The sequence below is a fragment of the Streptomyces sp. NPDC088194 genome, from assembly GCF_040702025.1.
Classification (GTDB): Bacteria; Actinomycetota; Actinomycetes; order Streptomycetales; family Streptomycetaceae; genus Actinacidiphila.
On sequence record NZ_JBFBIV010000064.1, the window covers coordinates 1 to 16,668 of the forward strand.

Below are 16,668 nucleotides of genomic sequence, written 5' to 3' on the forward strand. Positions count from 1 at the left end.
CGATGACCGAGAGCCTCTTGCTGCTGCGCATTGCCACTCCGTAGATCGATGCCGGCCCACATGGTGCGGACCCTTCTGCGTTCATGGAGTTCCGCGGCACCCGGGCCGGTTGCCCGTGGCCATGACCGCGACAACCCCGTGACACGTGGGCCGCATGATCGCGACAGACGGAACGCGACGGCGGCATCCGCCACGCCTGCACCACGGGTACGCCTGCGCCACGGGTACGGCCGCACGCCGTGCGGCACACGCGGCCCCACCGCCAACAGGTGGGCCGTGCGGGCCTTTCCGGAGGCCGGGCCGGCCCGTCGCCCGGCCCCGGCAACGTGGCCGGAAGGCCGCCGAGGAGCCGCCCGTGAGTTATCCACAGGGGCTCCGCGGGTGAACGCCCGGACGTGCGAGGATGGTCGTGCCATCGGGGGAGATCCGGTGAGCGGGACCCGGGTGAGCGATATCCGGATCGATCCGTTCGACAAGTTCGGTAGCGAAGGAGAGGGCCGTCGTGGCTGGTACGAACCTCACGCGTGTGGAGGCGCAGGAGCGTGCGCGCCTGCTCACCGTGGACGCGTACGACATCGAGCTGGACCTGCGCGGCGCCCAGGACGGAGGAACCTTCCGCTCGGTCACCACCGTGCGCTTCGCGGCGAGCGAGCCCGGGTCGAGCTTCATCGACCTGGTCGCCCCCGCCGTGCACGAAGTGGTGCTCAACGGCACCTCGCTCGACCCGGCCCAGGTGTTCGCCGACTCCCGGATCGCGCTCGACGCGCTGCCGGCCGGTCCCAGCGAGCTGCGGGTCGTCGCCGACTGCGCGTACACCAACAGCGGTGAGGGTCTGCACCGTTTCGTCGACCCGGTCGACAAGCAGGCCTATCTGTACACGCAGTTCGAGGTGCCGGACGCGCGGCGGGTCTTCGCCAGCTTCGAGCAGCCCGACCTCAAGGCCAGCTTCGCCTTCACCGTCAAGGCGCCCGCCGGCTGGACCGTCGTGTCGAACTCTCCGACGCCCGAGCCGCCCGCCGACGGCGTGTGGGTCTTCGAGCCCACCCCCCGCATCTCGTCGTACATCACGGCGCTGATCGTCGGTCCGTACGCGGCGGTGCACAGCACCTGGGAGGGCGAGGGCGGCCGCAGCGTGCCGCTGGGCGTCTACTGCCGCCCGTCGCTCGTCGAGCACCTGGACGCCGAGGAGATCTTCGCCGTCACCCGGCAGGGCTTCGACTGGTTCCACGACAAGTTCGCCCACCCGTACCCGTTCGCCAAGTACGACCAGCTCTTCGTCCCGGAGTTCAACGCCGGCGCGATGGAGAACGCGGCCGCGGTCACCATCCGGGACCAGTACGTCTTCCGCTCCAAGGTCACCGACTCGGCCTACGAACTGCGGGCCGAGACGATCCTGCACGAGCTGGCCCACATGTGGTTCGGCGACCTGGTCACCATGGAGTGGTGGAACGACCTCTGGCTCAACGAGTCGTTCGCCACCTACACCTCCATCGCCTGCCAGGCGCACGCCCCCGGCTCGAAGTGGCCGCACTCCTGGACCACCTTCGCCAACAGCATGAAGACCTGGGCGTACCGCCAGGACCAGCTCCCCTCCACCCACCCGATCATGGCGGAGATCAACGACCTGGAAGACGTCCTGGTCAACTTCGACGGCATCACCTACGCCAAGGGCGCCTCCGTCCTCAAGCAGCTCGTCGCCTACGTCGGCATGGACGAGTTCTTCGCGGGCGTGCAGCAGTACTTCAAGCGCCACGCGTGGGGCAACACCCGGCTGTCGGACCTGCTCGGCGCGCTGGAGGAGACCTCCGGCCGCGACCTGAAGTCCTGGTCGAAGGCATGGCTGGAGACCGCCGGCATCAACGTGCTGCGGCCGGAGATCGAGATCGGCGCCGACGGCACCGTCACCTCCTTCGCGGTCCGCCAGGAGGCGCCCGAGCTGCCGATCGGCGCCAAGGGCGTGCCGGTGCTGCGCCCGCACCGCATCGCCATCGGTGCGTACGACCTGAAGGACGGCGCCCTGGTCCGCACCCGCCGGGTCGAGCTGGACGTCGACGGCGCCCTCACCGAGGTGCCCGAGCTGGCCGGCACCCCCCGCCCCGATGTCTTCCTGCTCAACGACGACGACCTGTCGTACGCCAAGATCCGGCTCGACGAGCAGTCCCTCGCCGTGGTCCGCGACCACCTCGGCGACTTCACCGAGTCGCTGCCGCGCGCACTGGTCTGGGCCGCCGCGTGGGACATGACGCGGGACGGCGAACTGGCCGCCCGCGACTACCTGGAGCTGGTGCTGCACGGCATCGGCAAGGAGAGCGGCATCGGTGTGGTGCAGACCCTGCACCGCCAGGTCAAGCTGGCCCTCGACTCGTACGTGGCGCCGCAGTGGCGGGAGACCGGTGTGGCCCGCTGGACGCAGGCGTCCCTCGACCACCTGCGGGCCGCCGCCCCCGGCAGCGACCACCAGCTCGCCTGGGCCCGTGCCTTCGCCGCCACCGCCCACACCCCCGAGCAACTCGACGTCCTCCAGGGCCTGCTCGACGGCAGCGACAGCATCGACGGCCTGGCGGTGGACACCGACCTGCGCTGGGCGCTGCTGACCCGGCTGGCCGCGACCGGCCGGGCCGGCGAGGACGCGATCGACGCCGAACTGGTCCGCGACCCCACCTCGGCCGGCGAGCAGCACGCCGCCGCGGCCCGGGCCGCCCGCCCCGGCGCGGAGAACAAGGCCGAGGTGTGGGCGTCGGTCGTAGACGAGGACAAGCTGCCCAACGCGGTGCAGGAGGCCGTCATCGGCGGTTTCGTGCAGAGCGACCAGCGCGAGCTGCTCGCCCCTTACGTCGAGCGGTACTTCGCCTCGGTGAAGGGCGTGTGGGACTCGCGCAGCTACGAGATGGCGCAGCAGGTCGTGGTCGGCCTGTACCCGTCCCTCCAGATCTCGCAGTCGACGCTGGACGCGACCGACGCGTGGCTGGCCTCGGCCGAGCCGGTGCCGGCGCTGCGCCGGCTGGTGGTGGAGTCCCGCTCCGGCGTCGAGCGGGCCCTGAAGGCGCAGGCCGCCGACGAGGCCGCGAGCCGGGCGGCCGCTTCGTAGCACCGCCTCGCGCCTGGCGGGCGCATGGTTCGACGACGGTGCCCCGGTCGTTTTCGGCCGGGGCACCGTTGCGTCTGCCGTGGGCTGAGGGAGCGTCATCGGCCATGCGTGGCGGGCGCGTTCGGAGGGTCGTGCGGCGCTCAGGTGAACAACGCGCCGCGGCGGGAGTGGCGTAGCGGTAACAGAGGTAAAGGTGTGGCCAACTGCTTCCTGCACGTTGGCCACTTGTTCACCGGCGGCCCCCATCGGCCCATGCCTCCCTCCGTTCAGAGTGCCCTGGGGCCTCGGCGAAGGGGGCCGCACCGACGGCTCAAGGAGGGACGTTCATGGCCGAGTTGACGCGACGCAGACTCCTCGGATCGACGGCTGGAGTGGTGGGCGGCGCGGCCGCGCTGGCGCTGCTTCCGCCGAGCGTGCAGAAGGCGGTCGCCGCCGGCCCGCCGCGCAGCGGTTCGCTGCGCGACATCGAGCACGTGGTCATGCTGATGCAGGAGAACCGGTCGTTCGACCACTACTTCGGCACCCTGTCCGGCGTGCGCGGCTTCAACGACCCGCACGCCAAGCGGCTGTCCACCGGCCGCTCGGTCTTCTACCAGCCGGACGCCGAGAACCCCGACGGCTACACGCTCCCCTTCCACCTGGACACCAAGAGCACCAGTGCCCAGGCGATCCCCTCCACCAGCCATGCCTACGCGGTGCAGCACCAGGCGTGGAACGGCGGCGCGATGGACCAGTGGCTGCCGGCGCACCGCGCGGCCGACGGCGCCAACGGCCCCTACGTGATGGGCTACTACACGCGCGAGGACATCCCGTTCCAGTTCGCGCTGGCCGAGACGTTCACCATCTGCGACAACTACTACTGCTCGATGATGGGCCCGACCTGGCCGAACCGGCTGTACTGGATGACCGGCACGGTCGACCCGGGCGGCACCAAGGGCGGCCCGATCATCAGCAACGTGGCGCCGAGCCCGTACCGCTGGACCACCTACGCGGAGCGGCTGCAGGCGGCCGGCGTGGACTGGCGGGTCTACCAGGAGACCGACAACTACGGCACCAACATGCTGTCGGAGTTCCAGCAGTTCCAGGACGCCAAGCCGGGCGAGCCGCTGCACGACCGGGCGATGGTCTTCCAGCCCGAGGGCACCTTCGAGGACGACGCCCGCAACGACCGGCTGCCGGCCGTGTCGTGGATTCTGCCCACCAGCTACCAGTCCGAGCACCCGGACTACCTGCCGGCCGCCGGCGCGGACTTCGTCGCCTCCAAGATCGAGGCGATCGCGTCCAACCCGAAGGTGTGGGCGAAGACCGCGTTCATCCTCAACTACGACGAGAACGACGGCCTCTTCGACCACGTGGTGCCGCCCACCCCGAAGGCCGGCACGCCGGACGAGTTCATCAACGGGCTGCCGATCGGCGCGGGGTTCCGGGTGCCGTCGATCATCATCTCGCCGTGGACGGTCGGCGGCTGGGTGGCGAGCGAGGCGTTCGACCACACCTCGTCGCTGCGGTTCCTGGAGCGCTTCACCGGGGTCGAGGAGCCCAACATCTCGCAGTGGCGCCGCCGCACCTTCGGCGACCTCACCTCGGCGTTCCGCTTCTCCGACACGACGCGGAAGCCGCCGCGGCTGCCCGACAACACCGCCGAGCAGCTGGCCGAGGCCGAGCAGGAGGTCGCCACCCTCCCCAAGCCGACGCTCCCGGGCGCCGACCAGAGCTTCCCCAAGCAGGAGAAGGGCAACCGCCCCCACACGTGACCGGCAGGTGAGCCGTCGAAACGGTCCCGCGCCCCCCTCCAGAGGCGCGGGACCGCGTGTGTGGACCCTGCCGCGAGCAGCGGGCCGGGTCAGAAGGTCCGGGATGCCGTGCCGGCGGCAACGGCCCGGCGGGAGGCCCCGGGCGCGGTGCGTACGGCGGCGCACAGGCCGGTGCCCGCGGCTGGCGCGGCGGCCGGCGCGGGGGCCGGATCGGCGGTGGTCACCGTAGGGAGGGACGTCATCACCGCGGCCGGCGCCGTGAACCGTACGGCGTCCACGGGGAGCCGGTTCTCAAGACGGACCAGCAGCGCCGCGGCCGACAGCGCGGTCCCGGTCAGCAGCAGCCAGGGCAGCCGCGCGTCGGCGGCGTTCAGCGCGGTGAAGAGCGAGGGAGCGAGCGTGCTCGCCAGCGACCAGGAGAGCTGGTACGTGGCCATGTAGCGGCCGCGCAGCTCACCGGGTGCGGCTGCCACGGCGAGCGAGCCGGACGCCGGGTTGTGCACCGTCTCGGCGGTCGTGTAGAGCACCACCAGCGCGAACAGCCCGGCGGGCAGCACCCATCCGGAGTGCGGCCGGACCGTGCCGAGCAGCGCGAGCCCGGCGAACGCGGTCGCGAACAGGGTCGCCCCGAGCGCCGCCGCCCGGGTCCGCCGGCCGCCGCGGCGCCGTACCACCCCGGCCACCGCCACCCCGCCGACCGCGCACAGCACCGTGTTCAGCGTGAACGCGGCCCCGGTCAGCGCCTGCGGCAGACCCAGCCGGCCGACGATGAACAGCGGGAACATCACCGGCAGCGCGGAATACCCCAGCGCGGTGAGGAAGTTGGCGCCGGTCAGGCCGAGGAAGGCCCGGTCGCGCAGCACCACCCGGTAGCCCGCAGCCGAGCCCTGACCCGCGCGACCGCGCCCGAGCGGACGGAGCGGCCGGAGGGGCCGGCGGGGGAGCGGCCGGAGCGGTCGGCGGCCCGCGGCCGCAGGCACCGGCGCCGCGCCGTCCACGCCCCGCCCGTCCACGCCCCGCCCGCCCCGCGCGCTCCGCACGCCCCGCACGAGGAGGGCGGCCACCGCGAAGCTCGCCGCGTTGAGCCAGGCCGCGACCGTGAACCCGTTGCCGCCGGCGACCGAGATGGCCAGGGAGGCGAGCAGGGCGCCCGCGCCGAGCCCGCCGTTGCGCAGCGCGCGGGACGCCGCCTGGAGCCGGTCCCGGTCGGTGCCGGAGGCGACCTCGCCGATCCACGCCTGCTGCACCGCGGGGAATGCGCGGTCGCCGAAGGCGGTGAAGAGGGCGACGGCGGCGAAGGCCGGCAGCGTCGTCGCGAACGGGTAGAGCGCGAAGCCGATGCCGCGCACCCCGTAGAGGAGGAGTTGCACGCGGCGCGCTCCGTAGCGGTCGACGGCCGTGCCGGCCAGCGGCAACGCGGCCATCCCGGCCAGCCCGACCGCGGTGAGCACCGCACCGACCACGGTGAACGACAGCCCGGTGATGTGGTGGAAGAAGACCAGGCTGAACGGCACGTACATGCCCGAGCCGACCGCGTCGACCCCCATCGCGGTGAGCATGGCCCGCTCGCCGGGAATCCCCGGCTGGCGCCGGGCCTCCTGGCCGGTCCGGGCCGCCGAACGTGTGCTGCTGCGCTGCATCGGAACCCCCGCAAGACCAAGTCGTTGCTAAGTAGCTTAGCAGTAAGCGACTCACAGGCAAGCGACTTTTGCAGAAGTAACTTACCTTCAAGCTACTTTCTTGCCTTCGACCGACCCCGCGCCGATACTCGGAGCATGGAAACCGACGCCGTCGACGCGATCACCGGCCAGTGGAACCGTGAGCGCCCGGAACTGGACACGCGCGCGATGGCCGTGTTCGGCCGGATCTACCGGCTGTCGCGGCTGATGGGCGACCGGATGGAGAAGGAGTACCGCCGGTTCGGCATCGGCCGCGGCGAGTTCGACGTGCTCTCCACCCTGCGGCGCTCGGGCGAGCCGTACACCCTCTCGCCCCGGCAGCTCTCCGCGACGCTGATGCTGACCACCGGCGGGATGACCGGTCGGCTGGACAAGCTGGAGCGGGCCGGACTGCTGGAGCGCTCGCCCGACCCGGACGACCGCAGAGGTCTGCGGGTCTCGCTCACCGCGCGCGGGGTCGGGGTGATCGACGAGGCGGTCGCCGCCGGGGTGGAGGTGCAACAGGCCGCGCTCGACGGCATGGACGACAGCCAGGCGGAGCTGCTGGCCGACCTGCTGCGGCAGTTGCTGGCCTCGACCGAGGCCCGCCCGTCGGGCACGCAGGGTGGACCGGGCACGCAGGGTGGGCCGGGATCGTCAGCCGGCCGGGCCGACGGCTCCGGGCAGCACTGAACCCCCGGACGCGCCTGGCGCGGGCGGGGGTTGCACGGGCGTGGGCGGGGACGCGTACGGGGACGGCCGGGCCGCCCGGCCTCGGTCGTCCTACCGCGCGATCAGTGCTCTTGCTGCTGCTTGCGGGACTTGTCCGTCACGATGACCAGCCCGGCGATGACCCCGAACAGCACCAGCGGAATGGCCACGAACAGGCCGAGGGTCTGGAGCACGCTCAGACCCGAACCCGGGTCGTCACCGTCGTCGTGCGCCACGGCGAAGGCGGGGGACGACATCAACAGCAGCAGCGCCGTACCGGTGGTGACGACCCCGGCGCGCACGACCTTCTTGGTGAGCTTCTTGTCCACGTACTCAATGTAGTGACCACACCTGTGACCCGTGCGCGCGGGGTGCCTTACAGGCGCGTCGGGCGCGTCGCGAGCGCCCGCCGCACCTCGTCGGCGAGCGCGTGCAGCCGCGGTGACGCGGCGAGCTGCTCCAGGGTGAGCGGCCGCCCGTCCGGACCGGCCACCGGCAGCCGCCAGTTCGGGTACTCCGTGGACGTGCCCGGCAGGTTCTGCGGGCGGCGGTCCCCGACCGTGTCCGGCAGCCAAACCCCGATCATCCGCGCCGGGGTCCGGGCCAGGAACCGGTGCACCGCCTTCACCACCGCCTCCTCGTCCGCCGCGCCCTCCGGCAGCAGCCCCAGCCGGCCGAGCAGCGCGATCCACTCCGCGACCTCCGCGGCGTCCTCCGCCTGCTCCGCCTCGAGCGGCCGGCTGAGCAGTCCCAGCCGGTGCCGCAGCCCGACGTGCTCGCCGGTCAGCCGGGCCGCGGTGCTCGGCAGGTCGTGCGTGGTCGCCGTCGCCAGGCACGACTCCCGCCACGCCGAGGGCGGCAGCGGCCGGCGGTCCGGGTCGGCCCCGGAGTAGTCCCGCTCGAACCACAGCACGGACGTGCCCAGCACGCCCCGGTCGGCCAACTCCTCCCGCACCCCCGGCTCCACGGTGCCCAGGTCCTCGCCGATCACCACCGCGCCCGCTTCGTACGCCTCCAGCGCCAGCAGCCCGAGCATCGCCTCCGCGTCGTACCTGACGTAGGTGCCCTCCGTCGGCGGCCGGCCCTGCGGCACCCACCACAGCCGGAACAGGCCCATCACATGGTCCATCCGCAGGCCCCCGGCGTGCCGCAGCATCCGGGAGATCAGGTCGCGGTACGGCGCGTAGCCGGTCGCCGCCAGCGCGTCCGGCCGCCACGGCGGCAGCCCCCAGTCCTGGCCGCGGGAGTTGAAGGCGTCCGGCGGCGCCCCGACCGAGATGCCCGCGGCCAGCACGTCCTGCATCGACCAGGCGTCGGAACCGGCCGGGTGCACGCCCACCGCCAGGTCGTGCACCACCCCGACCGCCATCCCCGCGTCCCGTGCGGCCCGCTGCGCCGCGCCGAGCTGTCCGTCGGTGAGCCAGGTCAGCCAGGAGTGGAAGTCCACCCGCTCCATCAGCTCGCTGCGGGCCCGCGCCACCTGCGGTGAGCGCGGGTCGCGCAGCCCGGGCGGCCAGTTGTGCCAGTCCGGGCCGTGCAGTTCGGCCAGCGCCGACCAGGTGGCGTGGTCGTCCAGCGCCTGCCCCTGCTCGGCGAGGAAGTCGGCGTACGCGGCCCGGCGGCCCGGGCTCAGCGGCACCGTGCGCAGCAGCTCCAGCGCCCGCGACTTCAGCGCCCACACCGCGTCCCGGTCGATCAGCGCGTCCTTGAGCAGCACCTGGTCGCGCAGTTCGGCGGCCTCGCGCAGCACGTCCGCGGCCTGCTCGCGCGACTCCGCCGGCAGGTAGGCGTACTCGGGGATCTCCTCCACCCGCAGATAGACCGGGTCGGGGAAGCGGCGCGAGGACGGGCGGTACGGCGAGGGGTCGGTCGGGCGGCCGGGCACGGCCGCGTGCAGCGGGTTGATCTGCACGAAGCCCGCGCCCAGGGTCCGGCCCGACCACGCGGCCAGGTCGGCCAGGTCGGCGAGGTCGCCCATGCCCCACGAGCGGGACGACAGGGTGGAGTAGAGCTGCGCCATGAAGCCGAAGGTGCGCTCCGGCGGGCCGGGCAGCCGCTCCGGCGCGACCACCAGGTCGCCGGTCGCGGTCCGCCCGTCGGCGGATGTGGCGCGCAGGACGTAGCGGCCCGGCGCGGTCGGGGCGGCCGGCAGCGGCTCGCCGGTGCGGGTGGCGACGGTCAGCCGGGTGCCGCGCGGCAGCCGGGCCCGGACCGTGTCGAGCGTGCCGTGGCCGGCCCGCAGCACCGTGCACGGGTTGAGCAGCCGGTGCGACTCGCGACGCTCGTACGCCGCCAGCGCGTCCTTCACCGAGCAGTGCGTGCTCGCGTCCACCCCGAGCGCCGCCAGCACGGCCACGATCGTCTCCTCCGGCACGGGCACTTCCGTATCCGCGGTCGGGCGGTACGTCACGTCCACGCCGTACAACCCGGCCAGCCGTACCCGGTCCATCGGGCCTCCGTCCTCACAGTGGGTGCACACACCCCTACCCCGGGGCGCCCCCCTCCTACCCCGCCCCGGGGGTCTCACCCGCGCGGAACCGCCGCCGGCGCGGGCGAACAGGGGCCGGTCGGGGAGATCCCTCCGGGTGGCTGGTCGGGAAAACCCCACCACGAGGACGCCGGAGAGCGCCATGGTCCGCGCGGCCCGCGCTTCGTAGTTTCGAAGCGTGGACGAATACGGAGCGAGCCCGATGACCAGCCCGACGACGAGCACGCCGAGCATGCCGATCGGCATGCCGGTCGGCACGGCGACAGGCACCGCGACAGGCACCGCGACCCCCGCGGTGGAACTGCGCGGTGTGCGCCGGACCTACGGCCGGGGCGACGCGGCGGTGCACGCGCTGCGCGGGGTCGATCTGGCGCTGCCGCGCGGCAGTTTCACCGCGGTCATGGGGCCGTCCGGCTCCGGCAAGAGCACCTTCCTCCAGTGCGCGGCCGGCCTGGACCGCCCGTCGGGCGGCTCGGTGCTGCTCGGCGGCGAGGAGATCACCGGACTGAGCGAGAACAAGCTGACCCGGCTGCGCCGCAGCCGGATCGGCTTCGTCTTCCAGTCGTTCAACCTGCTGCCGTCCCTCACCGTCCAGCAGAACGTACTGCTGCCGCAGCGCCTGGCCGGGCAGCGCCCCGACCGGCGCCGGGCCGCGGCGATGCTGGCGCGGGTCGGCCTGGACGGGTACGGCAGGCGCCGGCCCGGCCAGCTCTCCGGCGGGCAGCAGCAGCGCGTGGCGATCGCCCGTGCGCTGGTGACCAGCCCGGAGGTGATCTTCGCGGACGAGCCGACCGGCGCGCTCGACACGGGTACGGCCCGCGACATCCTGGCGCTGATGCGGCAGGCGGTCGACGGCGGCCTGGACGGTTCCGGCCCGGCCGCGACGGTGGTGATGGTGACGCACGACCCGGTCGCCGCGTCGTACGCCGACCGGGTGCTCTTCCTGGCCGACGGGAACCTCGCGGGCGAGCTGGTCGCGCCCGACCCGACGGCCGTCGCGGACCGGATGGTCGCGCTCACCTCGCGGACCGGCGGGCCCGGCCGCGGTGCCGACGGCCGGGCCCACCGGGACTCCGTGGCCGAGGCCGCCCGCGCCACCCGGGGGAGGGTGGCGTGAACGGCCTGGCCCGCGCCTCCGTGCGCTTCCGGCCCGCGTCCTTCGTCGGCACGTTCGTCGCACTGCTCTTCGCGGCCGCCGTGGTCACCGCGTGCGGCACCCTGCTCCAGACCGGCCTGACCGCGCACGTGCCGCCGGTCCGGTACGCCCACGTACCGGTCGTGGTCGCGGCCGACCCGCAGGCCCACATCACCACCGGGCACGGCGACAACCAGGACTCCGACTCCGAGCCGCTCACCGACCAGCCCCGGCTCGCCACGAGCATGGCCGCCCGGATCGCCGCCCGCCCGGGCGTGGCCGCGGCCGTCCCCGACATCGCTTTCCCGGTGGGCGCTGCCCACCAGCGCGCCACGGGTGCGGGTGCCGGTTCGGGTGCCGGTCTGCCGCAACTGACCGGCCGGGACTGGTCCGCGCACCTGATCTCCCAGCCCCCCGGGTCCCCGTCCGGTACGGCCTCGTCCGGTACAGCCCCCTCCGGCACGGCCGCCGGTGGCACGGCCCACGCGCCCGGCGCGGGCGAGATCGTGCTCGACGCCGGCACCGCCCGCACGGCACACGTCTCCGTCGGGGACACCCTGACGCTGACCGCGCCCGGCCGGACCGCCGCCTACCGCGTCTCCGGGCTGGTCCCCGCCGACCGCTCGGCCGGCCCCACCGCGTACTTCGCCGACTCCGTCGCCGGGCCGCTCTCCGGCCACCCCGGCCGGGCGGACGCCATCGCGGTCTTCCCCAAGCCGGGTGTCGGCACGGACGCGCTGGCCGACCAGGCCCGGCACGCCGTCGGCGGCCACGCGAAGGTGCGCACCGGCGACGACCGGGGCGCGGCCGAGCAGCCGCAGCTCGCCGAGGCCAAGGAGATGATGACCGCGATCGGCGGCTCCTTCGGCGGGATCGCCACGGCCACGGCCGTGTTCGTGGTGATGGGCACCGTCGCCCTCGCCGTCGGCCAGCGCTCCCGGGAGATCGCGCTGCTGCGCGCGATCGGCGCCACCCCGCGGCAGATCCGCAGGACCGTCGCGACCGAGGCGCTGCTGGTCGCTCCGCTCGCGGGCGCCGCCGGGATCTGGCCCGGCGTCCGACTGGCCCGCTGGTGGCTGCGCCAGCTCGTCCACAAGGACGCGGTGCCGCACGGCGTGACCCTGTCCGTGGGCTGGATTCCGATGGTGGTCGCGGTCGGCGCCGGCCTGCTCGGGTCGCTCGTGGCCGGCTACCTCGCTGCGCGCCGCCCTTCGAAGGCCCGGCCCAGCGAGGCACTGGGCGAGGCCGCGGTGGAACGCCGCCGGCCCGGCGTGATCCGTACCGTGCTGGGCGTGGCCGCGGTGGTCGGCGGCTGCTTCCTGGCCGCGGTCGCCGCACACGAGACCGGCGACGACGCCGCCTCGGTGGCACTCGGCGTCGTGTTCAGCCTGATGGCCGGAGTGGCCTTCCTCGGTCCGGTGGTGGCGTGGCTCGCCGCGTCCCTGCTGGGGCTGCCGCTGCGGGCGTCCGGCTCGGTCTCCGGGATGCTGGCCGCCGCCAACACCCGTGCCGCCGCGCGCCGGTTGGCCGCCGCGATCACCCCGATCGCGCTGGTCACCGCCTTCTGCGGCACCCTGCTGTGCATGCAGGGGTCGATCACCCACGCCACGTCCCGGCAGATCCACCAGGCGGTCGTCGCGGACCAGGTGGTCGGCTCCGACGGCGCCGGACTGCCGGCCGCCACCGCCGACCGCGCCGCCGCGCTGCACGGCGTGGACACCGCGGTCGGCGTCCTGCGCACCGGCGCGCTCATCCGGGAGAGCGGGGCACTGGACTCGGAGAACCTGATCGGCGTCTCCGGCGACCCCGCCGCCCTGCCCAAGGTGCTCCAACTCGGCGTGAAGAGCGGCTCGCTGGCCGACCTCACCGGCGACGGCGGTACGGTCGCGGTCGACACGCTGCTGGCCGGCAGCGCCCACGCGAAGGTCGGCGGCCACCTCTCGCTCTGGCTCGGCGACGGCACCCAGATCCGGCCCAAGGTGGTCGCCGTCTACGAACGGGGCCTCGGGATGGGCCAGTTGCTCATGCCGCGCGCCGCCGTCGCCGCACACGCGAGCACGGCGTACGACGCGCAGGTGCTCGTGCACGACGCGCCCGGCGCCGACCCGGCCGCCGTGCAAAGGGAGTTGGCCGGGCTCGGGGTGCCCGGGCTCACTGTCACCGACCGGGCCGGATACCGCGCGCAGGCCGACAAGAACCTCGAACTCAACGCCTGGTCCAACCAGGTGATGGCCGCCGTGCTCGGCGGATTCGCGACCGTCGCCGCCGCCAACACCCTGGTGATGACGGTCCTCGACCGGCGCCGTGAGATCGCGCTGCTGCGGCTGGCGGGCACGACCCGGCGGCAGGTGCTCGGGATGATGCGCTGGGAGGCGCTGGTCGTCGCCGCGGGCGGGCTCGTCATCGGCGGGGCGATCGCGTGGATCACCCTCGTGCCGATCGCCCGCGGGCTGACGGGCGCGAGCCCGTACGTGCCGCCGGGCACCGCCGGCGGCATCGTGGGGGGTGCGCTGGTGCTGGCCCTGGCCGCCACCGCCCTTCCCACCCGGGCGCTCCTGCGGCGTCCCGCGGCGACGGCTCCGCCCGAGTAGCCCCTCCGCCCGAGTGGCCCCGCCTGGCCCCCGCCGGGCGGGGCCACGGGAACGAGACGGGAACCGTAACGGCGGGCCCCCGCAGGATGACTCACGCGGAAACGGACATTCGCGCCCGGAGATGGGCATTCCGCGTTCGTGCCGCGTTACGGCACACGTCACTTCCGCTGCCAAGCATCCCCGTGGGTGCCCCACGCCCGGGGCCGCTCGTACGCCTCAGCCTCCCCACGGGGGAACGAAATGCCCGCACCCGAGCCCGCCCGAACCCCTCCCCACGTCGACCGCCGCACCCTGCTGATCGCCTCCGGTACCGGCCTCGCGGCAGCGGGAGGCGCCGCCGCCTGGCTGTTCGGCCCCGGCTCCGACCGGGCCAGCGCCCGGGCGGCCACGGCGCCGACCGCTTCCGTGTCCGTCTCCACCCCGAGCACCCCGAGCACCGCGACCGGCGCCACCACGGCAGCCCCGACGGCGCCGCCGGTGCCGTCGGTGCCGACGACCGTCGGGACCACCCTGCACTCCGTGGCCACCCCCACCGGCAAGGGCGCGTACCGCCGGCTGGCCGACGGCCCCGGGTGGAAGCGGGTGGTCCGCGCCGACCTCGCCCCCGCGCACCCCGGCCGCGCGGACCGCCGTACCGCGATCGCCGCGTTCGTCCAGCTCACCGACCTGCACGTGATGGACGTGCAGTCGCCGCTGCGGATGGAGTGGATGCGCGAGCACGGCCCGCACGACTGGCGCCCGCACGAGGCGCTGTCCGTGCTGAGCACGCTCTCGCTCATCGACCGGGTGAACAGCCTGCGCGGCGGCCCGGTCACCGGCCACCCGCTGTCGTTCGCGATCACCACCGGCGACAACACCGACAACAACTCCACGATCGAGCTGGACTGGTTCCTCTCCGCGATGAGCGGCGGCCGGATCGACCCCAACACCGGTGACCCGCAAGCCTTCGAGGGCATCCAGAACTCCGGGCTGCCGCTGTTCTGGCAGCCGGAGAGCGCCCGCACCGACGCCGACAAGAAGCTCGGCTTCCCGCACCTGCCCGGCTACCTGTCCGCCGCGATGCGCCCGCTCACCGCGCCCGGCCTGAAGATCCCGTGGTACTCGACGGTCGGCAACCACGACGCCCTGTTCAGCGGTGCCTACCGGTCCGGCCCGCACGGGTCGTTCGCCGGGCAGATCGCGGTCGGCGACCGCAAGCTGGAGCAGGTGCCGCACGCCGACATGCTGCGCGTGTACAAGGCCGTCAACGCGCAGCAGGACCCGGACGGCACGCTGGTGCGCGAGGTGCTCCAGCACTACGCCCGCACCGCGCGCACGGTCACCCCGGATGTGCGCCGCGCCCCCTTCACCCCGCAGGAGTACCTGGCCGCGCACCTCGACCCGCGCCGTACGGGCGCCGGTCCGGTCGGTCACGGCTACGCCGCCGAGGGCGTGGACGCCGACCACATGTACTACAGCTTCCCGGTCGCCGACGGCGTGCTCGGCATCAGCCTGGACACCACCGACCGGGGCGGCTCGTTCCTCGGCTCGATCGGCTCCGAGCAACTCGCCTGGCTGGGGCGCACCCTGGCCGCGCACGAGGACCAGCACATCCTGGTCTTCAGCCACCACGCCGCCCACAGCATGACGAACCTGCGCACCGACCCGGCCCGCCCGCGCGAGAAGCGGCACAGCGGCGCGGAGTTGACCGCGCTGCTGAAGAAGCACCCGAACGTGCTGGCCTGGATCAACGGGCACAGCCACCACAACCGCATCGACCCGCGAGGCACCTTCTGGGAGGTCAACACCGCCTCCCACGTGGACTATCCGCAGCTCGGCCGGGTCATCGAGATCGTCGACAACCACGACGGGACGCTGTCGCTGATCACCACGCTGATCGAGTCCGCGGCGCCGCACCGGACCGACTTCCACGATCTGTCGACCGCCGGACTGGCTTCCCTGTACCGGGAGTTGGCCTTCAACGCGCCCGGCGCCGACATCTCCTCGGCGAGCGGTGCCGCACACGACCGCAACGCCGAGTTGCTGCTCGGGAAGCGGTGAGGACGGTGAAGGCGCGCCGAGGGGCCGGCCGGAAGCCGCTCAGCGCGGGGTGACCACCACGTAGGCGGCCGGGTCGAGTTCGCAGGACGCCATCAGCGCGGTCCTGACCACGGCCGCCTGCACTTCCATCGCGTCGTGCAGTTTGGCGGGGGACAGGAACACCATCGTGATGCCCAGCGCCTCCAGGTGCTCGCGCTGCCGGGCGTAGTGGGACCACAGCGCGGCGTCGTCCGGGTCGAGGCAGACCGCGACGCCGTGCTCGGGCCAGAACGCGTCCACCCCGCCCAGCGGCGGGCCGCCGGGCAGCCGCAGGTCCACGTTCCATACCGGGTCGGGCAGTTGGTGGCAGTGCACCATCATGTACAGCCGCTGCTCGGCCATCGCGCGGTCCTCGCTGCGCAGCACGTCCACCGCGCGCCGCACCTGCGGGCGGGCCAGCAGCCCGGCCCGGGACAACTCCCGCAGTACGGCGGTGCCGTCGCAGTACCCGGACCGCACCGCCTCGGAGAGCAGCGCGCGTACGGCGTCGGTGTCGTCGAGTTCGGCGACCGCGTCGGCCACCGCGCGCGGCACCGGAGCGCAGGGCAGCCCCACCACGTCCAGCGGGCGCGGCAGTTCGCGGGTGCGGTGCACGCTGACGTCACCCGCGTCGCGCAACCGCCGTTGCCACGGCACGAGCACGTCGATCACCGGGAGGCCGATCAGCGGGGGCACCGACGCGAAGTGGTACAGCGCGAGCGCGGCGAGCCCCGTCACCATCGCCTCCCGGCCGCCCCCGACCGGGCCGTGGCCGCCCGGATCGCGGCCCGCGTACAGCAGCGCGGCCCGTACGCGTTCCTCGCTGCTGGGTGGGCCGGAGTGCAGCAGGCACACCTGCGGCAGGATCTGCTGCCAACGGCCGCCCGGGCGGCAGCGGTCGGCGATCTCGGCCGCGGTCAGGCCGAGTTCACGAAGTTGACGGAACGTCAGTACGGTCTCGTCGCAGTCGTCGAGGCGGTCCAGGGCGTGGGGGGTGAGGTCGTTCGCGTTCATGGCCGAGTGTTTCCCGCGGAACGGGTGGTTACTAACCGTTGTTACACGCTCGTCGACAAACCAGGACAACGCCGGGCTAAAGTCCCGCCCCGCCCCTGCCGAGCTCCTTCCCTTCCCGCCACCCGAGTGAACGTTCCTCCACCCCCTCGGCCACGACGACGCAGCCGTGAC

At 73.7% G+C, this 16,668-nt stretch carries 10 protein-coding genes; 6 read left to right on the top strand and 4 right to left on the bottom strand.

What is annotated here, in order from left to right; all coding sequences use genetic code 11:
* The first annotated feature begins 502 nt into the window (after positions 1-502).
* Both pepN and AB0399_RS28650 read left to right on the top strand, forming a co-directional pair.
* Entirely contained in the window at positions 503-3,088 is a 2,586-nt protein-coding gene (pepN, locus tag AB0399_RS28645; RefSeq protein WP_366413321.1) for an aminopeptidase N, read from the top strand.
* A gap of 326 nt (positions 3,089-3,414) precedes the next feature.
* The gene (locus tag AB0399_RS28650; protein WP_329369373.1) at positions 3,415-4,842 is read left to right on the top strand and encodes an alkaline phosphatase family protein; all 1,428 of its coding nucleotides are present in this window, start codon (positions 3,415-3,417) and stop codon (positions 4,840-4,842) included.
* Between the two features lie 89 nt (positions 4,843-4,931).
* Here AB0399_RS28650 and AB0399_RS28655 read toward each other — a convergent pair whose 3' ends face one another.
* A complete protein-coding gene (locus AB0399_RS28655) occupies positions 4,932-6,482 on the bottom strand; it encodes an MFS transporter (protein WP_366413322.1) in 1,551 nt (516 codons plus the stop codon).
* Positions 6,483-6,617: 135 nt separating this feature from the next.
* On the opposite strand from AB0399_RS28655, the gene AB0399_RS28660 reads away from it, so the two are divergent.
* Positions 6,618-7,193, top strand: coding sequence for a MarR family transcriptional regulator (locus AB0399_RS28660; protein WP_366413323.1), 576 nt, complete (start codon positions 6,618-6,620; stop codon positions 7,191-7,193).
* Positions 7,194-7,294: 101 nt separating this feature from the next.
* Here AB0399_RS28660 and AB0399_RS28665 read toward each other — a convergent pair whose 3' ends face one another.
* Both AB0399_RS28665 and malQ read right to left on the bottom strand, forming a co-directional pair.
* Positions 7,295-7,540 (bottom strand): hypothetical protein, encoded by a 246-nt coding sequence (locus AB0399_RS28665; RefSeq protein ID WP_328464203.1) that lies wholly within the window; start codon positions 7,538-7,540, stop codon positions 7,295-7,297.
* A gap of 47 nt (positions 7,541-7,587) precedes the next feature.
* Positions 7,588-9,660, bottom strand: coding sequence for a 4-alpha-glucanotransferase (malQ, locus tag AB0399_RS28670; RefSeq protein WP_366413324.1), 2,073 nt, complete (start codon positions 9,658-9,660; stop codon positions 7,588-7,590).
* A 271-nt stretch (positions 9,661-9,931) separates the two neighbouring features.
* Between malQ and AB0399_RS28675 the strand changes: the two genes are divergently transcribed.
* The 3 genes from AB0399_RS28675 (at position 9,932) to AB0399_RS28685 (ending at position 15,465) form a co-directional block, all read left to right on the top strand.
* Entirely contained in the window at positions 9,932-10,816 is an 885-nt protein-coding gene (locus AB0399_RS28675) for an ABC transporter ATP-binding protein (protein WP_366413340.1), read from the top strand.
* The gene (locus tag AB0399_RS28680; protein WP_366413325.1) at positions 10,813-13,425 is read left to right on the top strand and encodes an FtsX-like permease family protein; all 2,613 of its coding nucleotides are present in this window, start codon (positions 10,813-10,815) and stop codon (positions 13,423-13,425) included. Before AB0399_RS28675 ends, AB0399_RS28680 begins: the two co-directional genes overlap by 4 nt.
* Positions 13,426-13,665: 240 nt before the next feature.
* On the top strand, positions 13,666-15,465 hold the full coding sequence (locus AB0399_RS28685) for a TIGR03767 family metallophosphoesterase (protein WP_366413326.1): 1,800 nt from the start codon (positions 13,666-13,668) through the stop codon (positions 15,463-15,465).
* A 39-nt stretch (positions 15,466-15,504) separates the two neighbouring features.
* Here the strand turns inward: AB0399_RS28685 and AB0399_RS28690 are convergent, their stop codons facing one another.
* Positions 15,505-16,497, bottom strand: coding sequence for a hypothetical protein (locus tag AB0399_RS28690; RefSeq protein WP_366413327.1), 993 nt, complete (start codon positions 16,495-16,497; stop codon positions 15,505-15,507).
* Positions 16,498-16,668 lie beyond the last annotated feature (171 nt).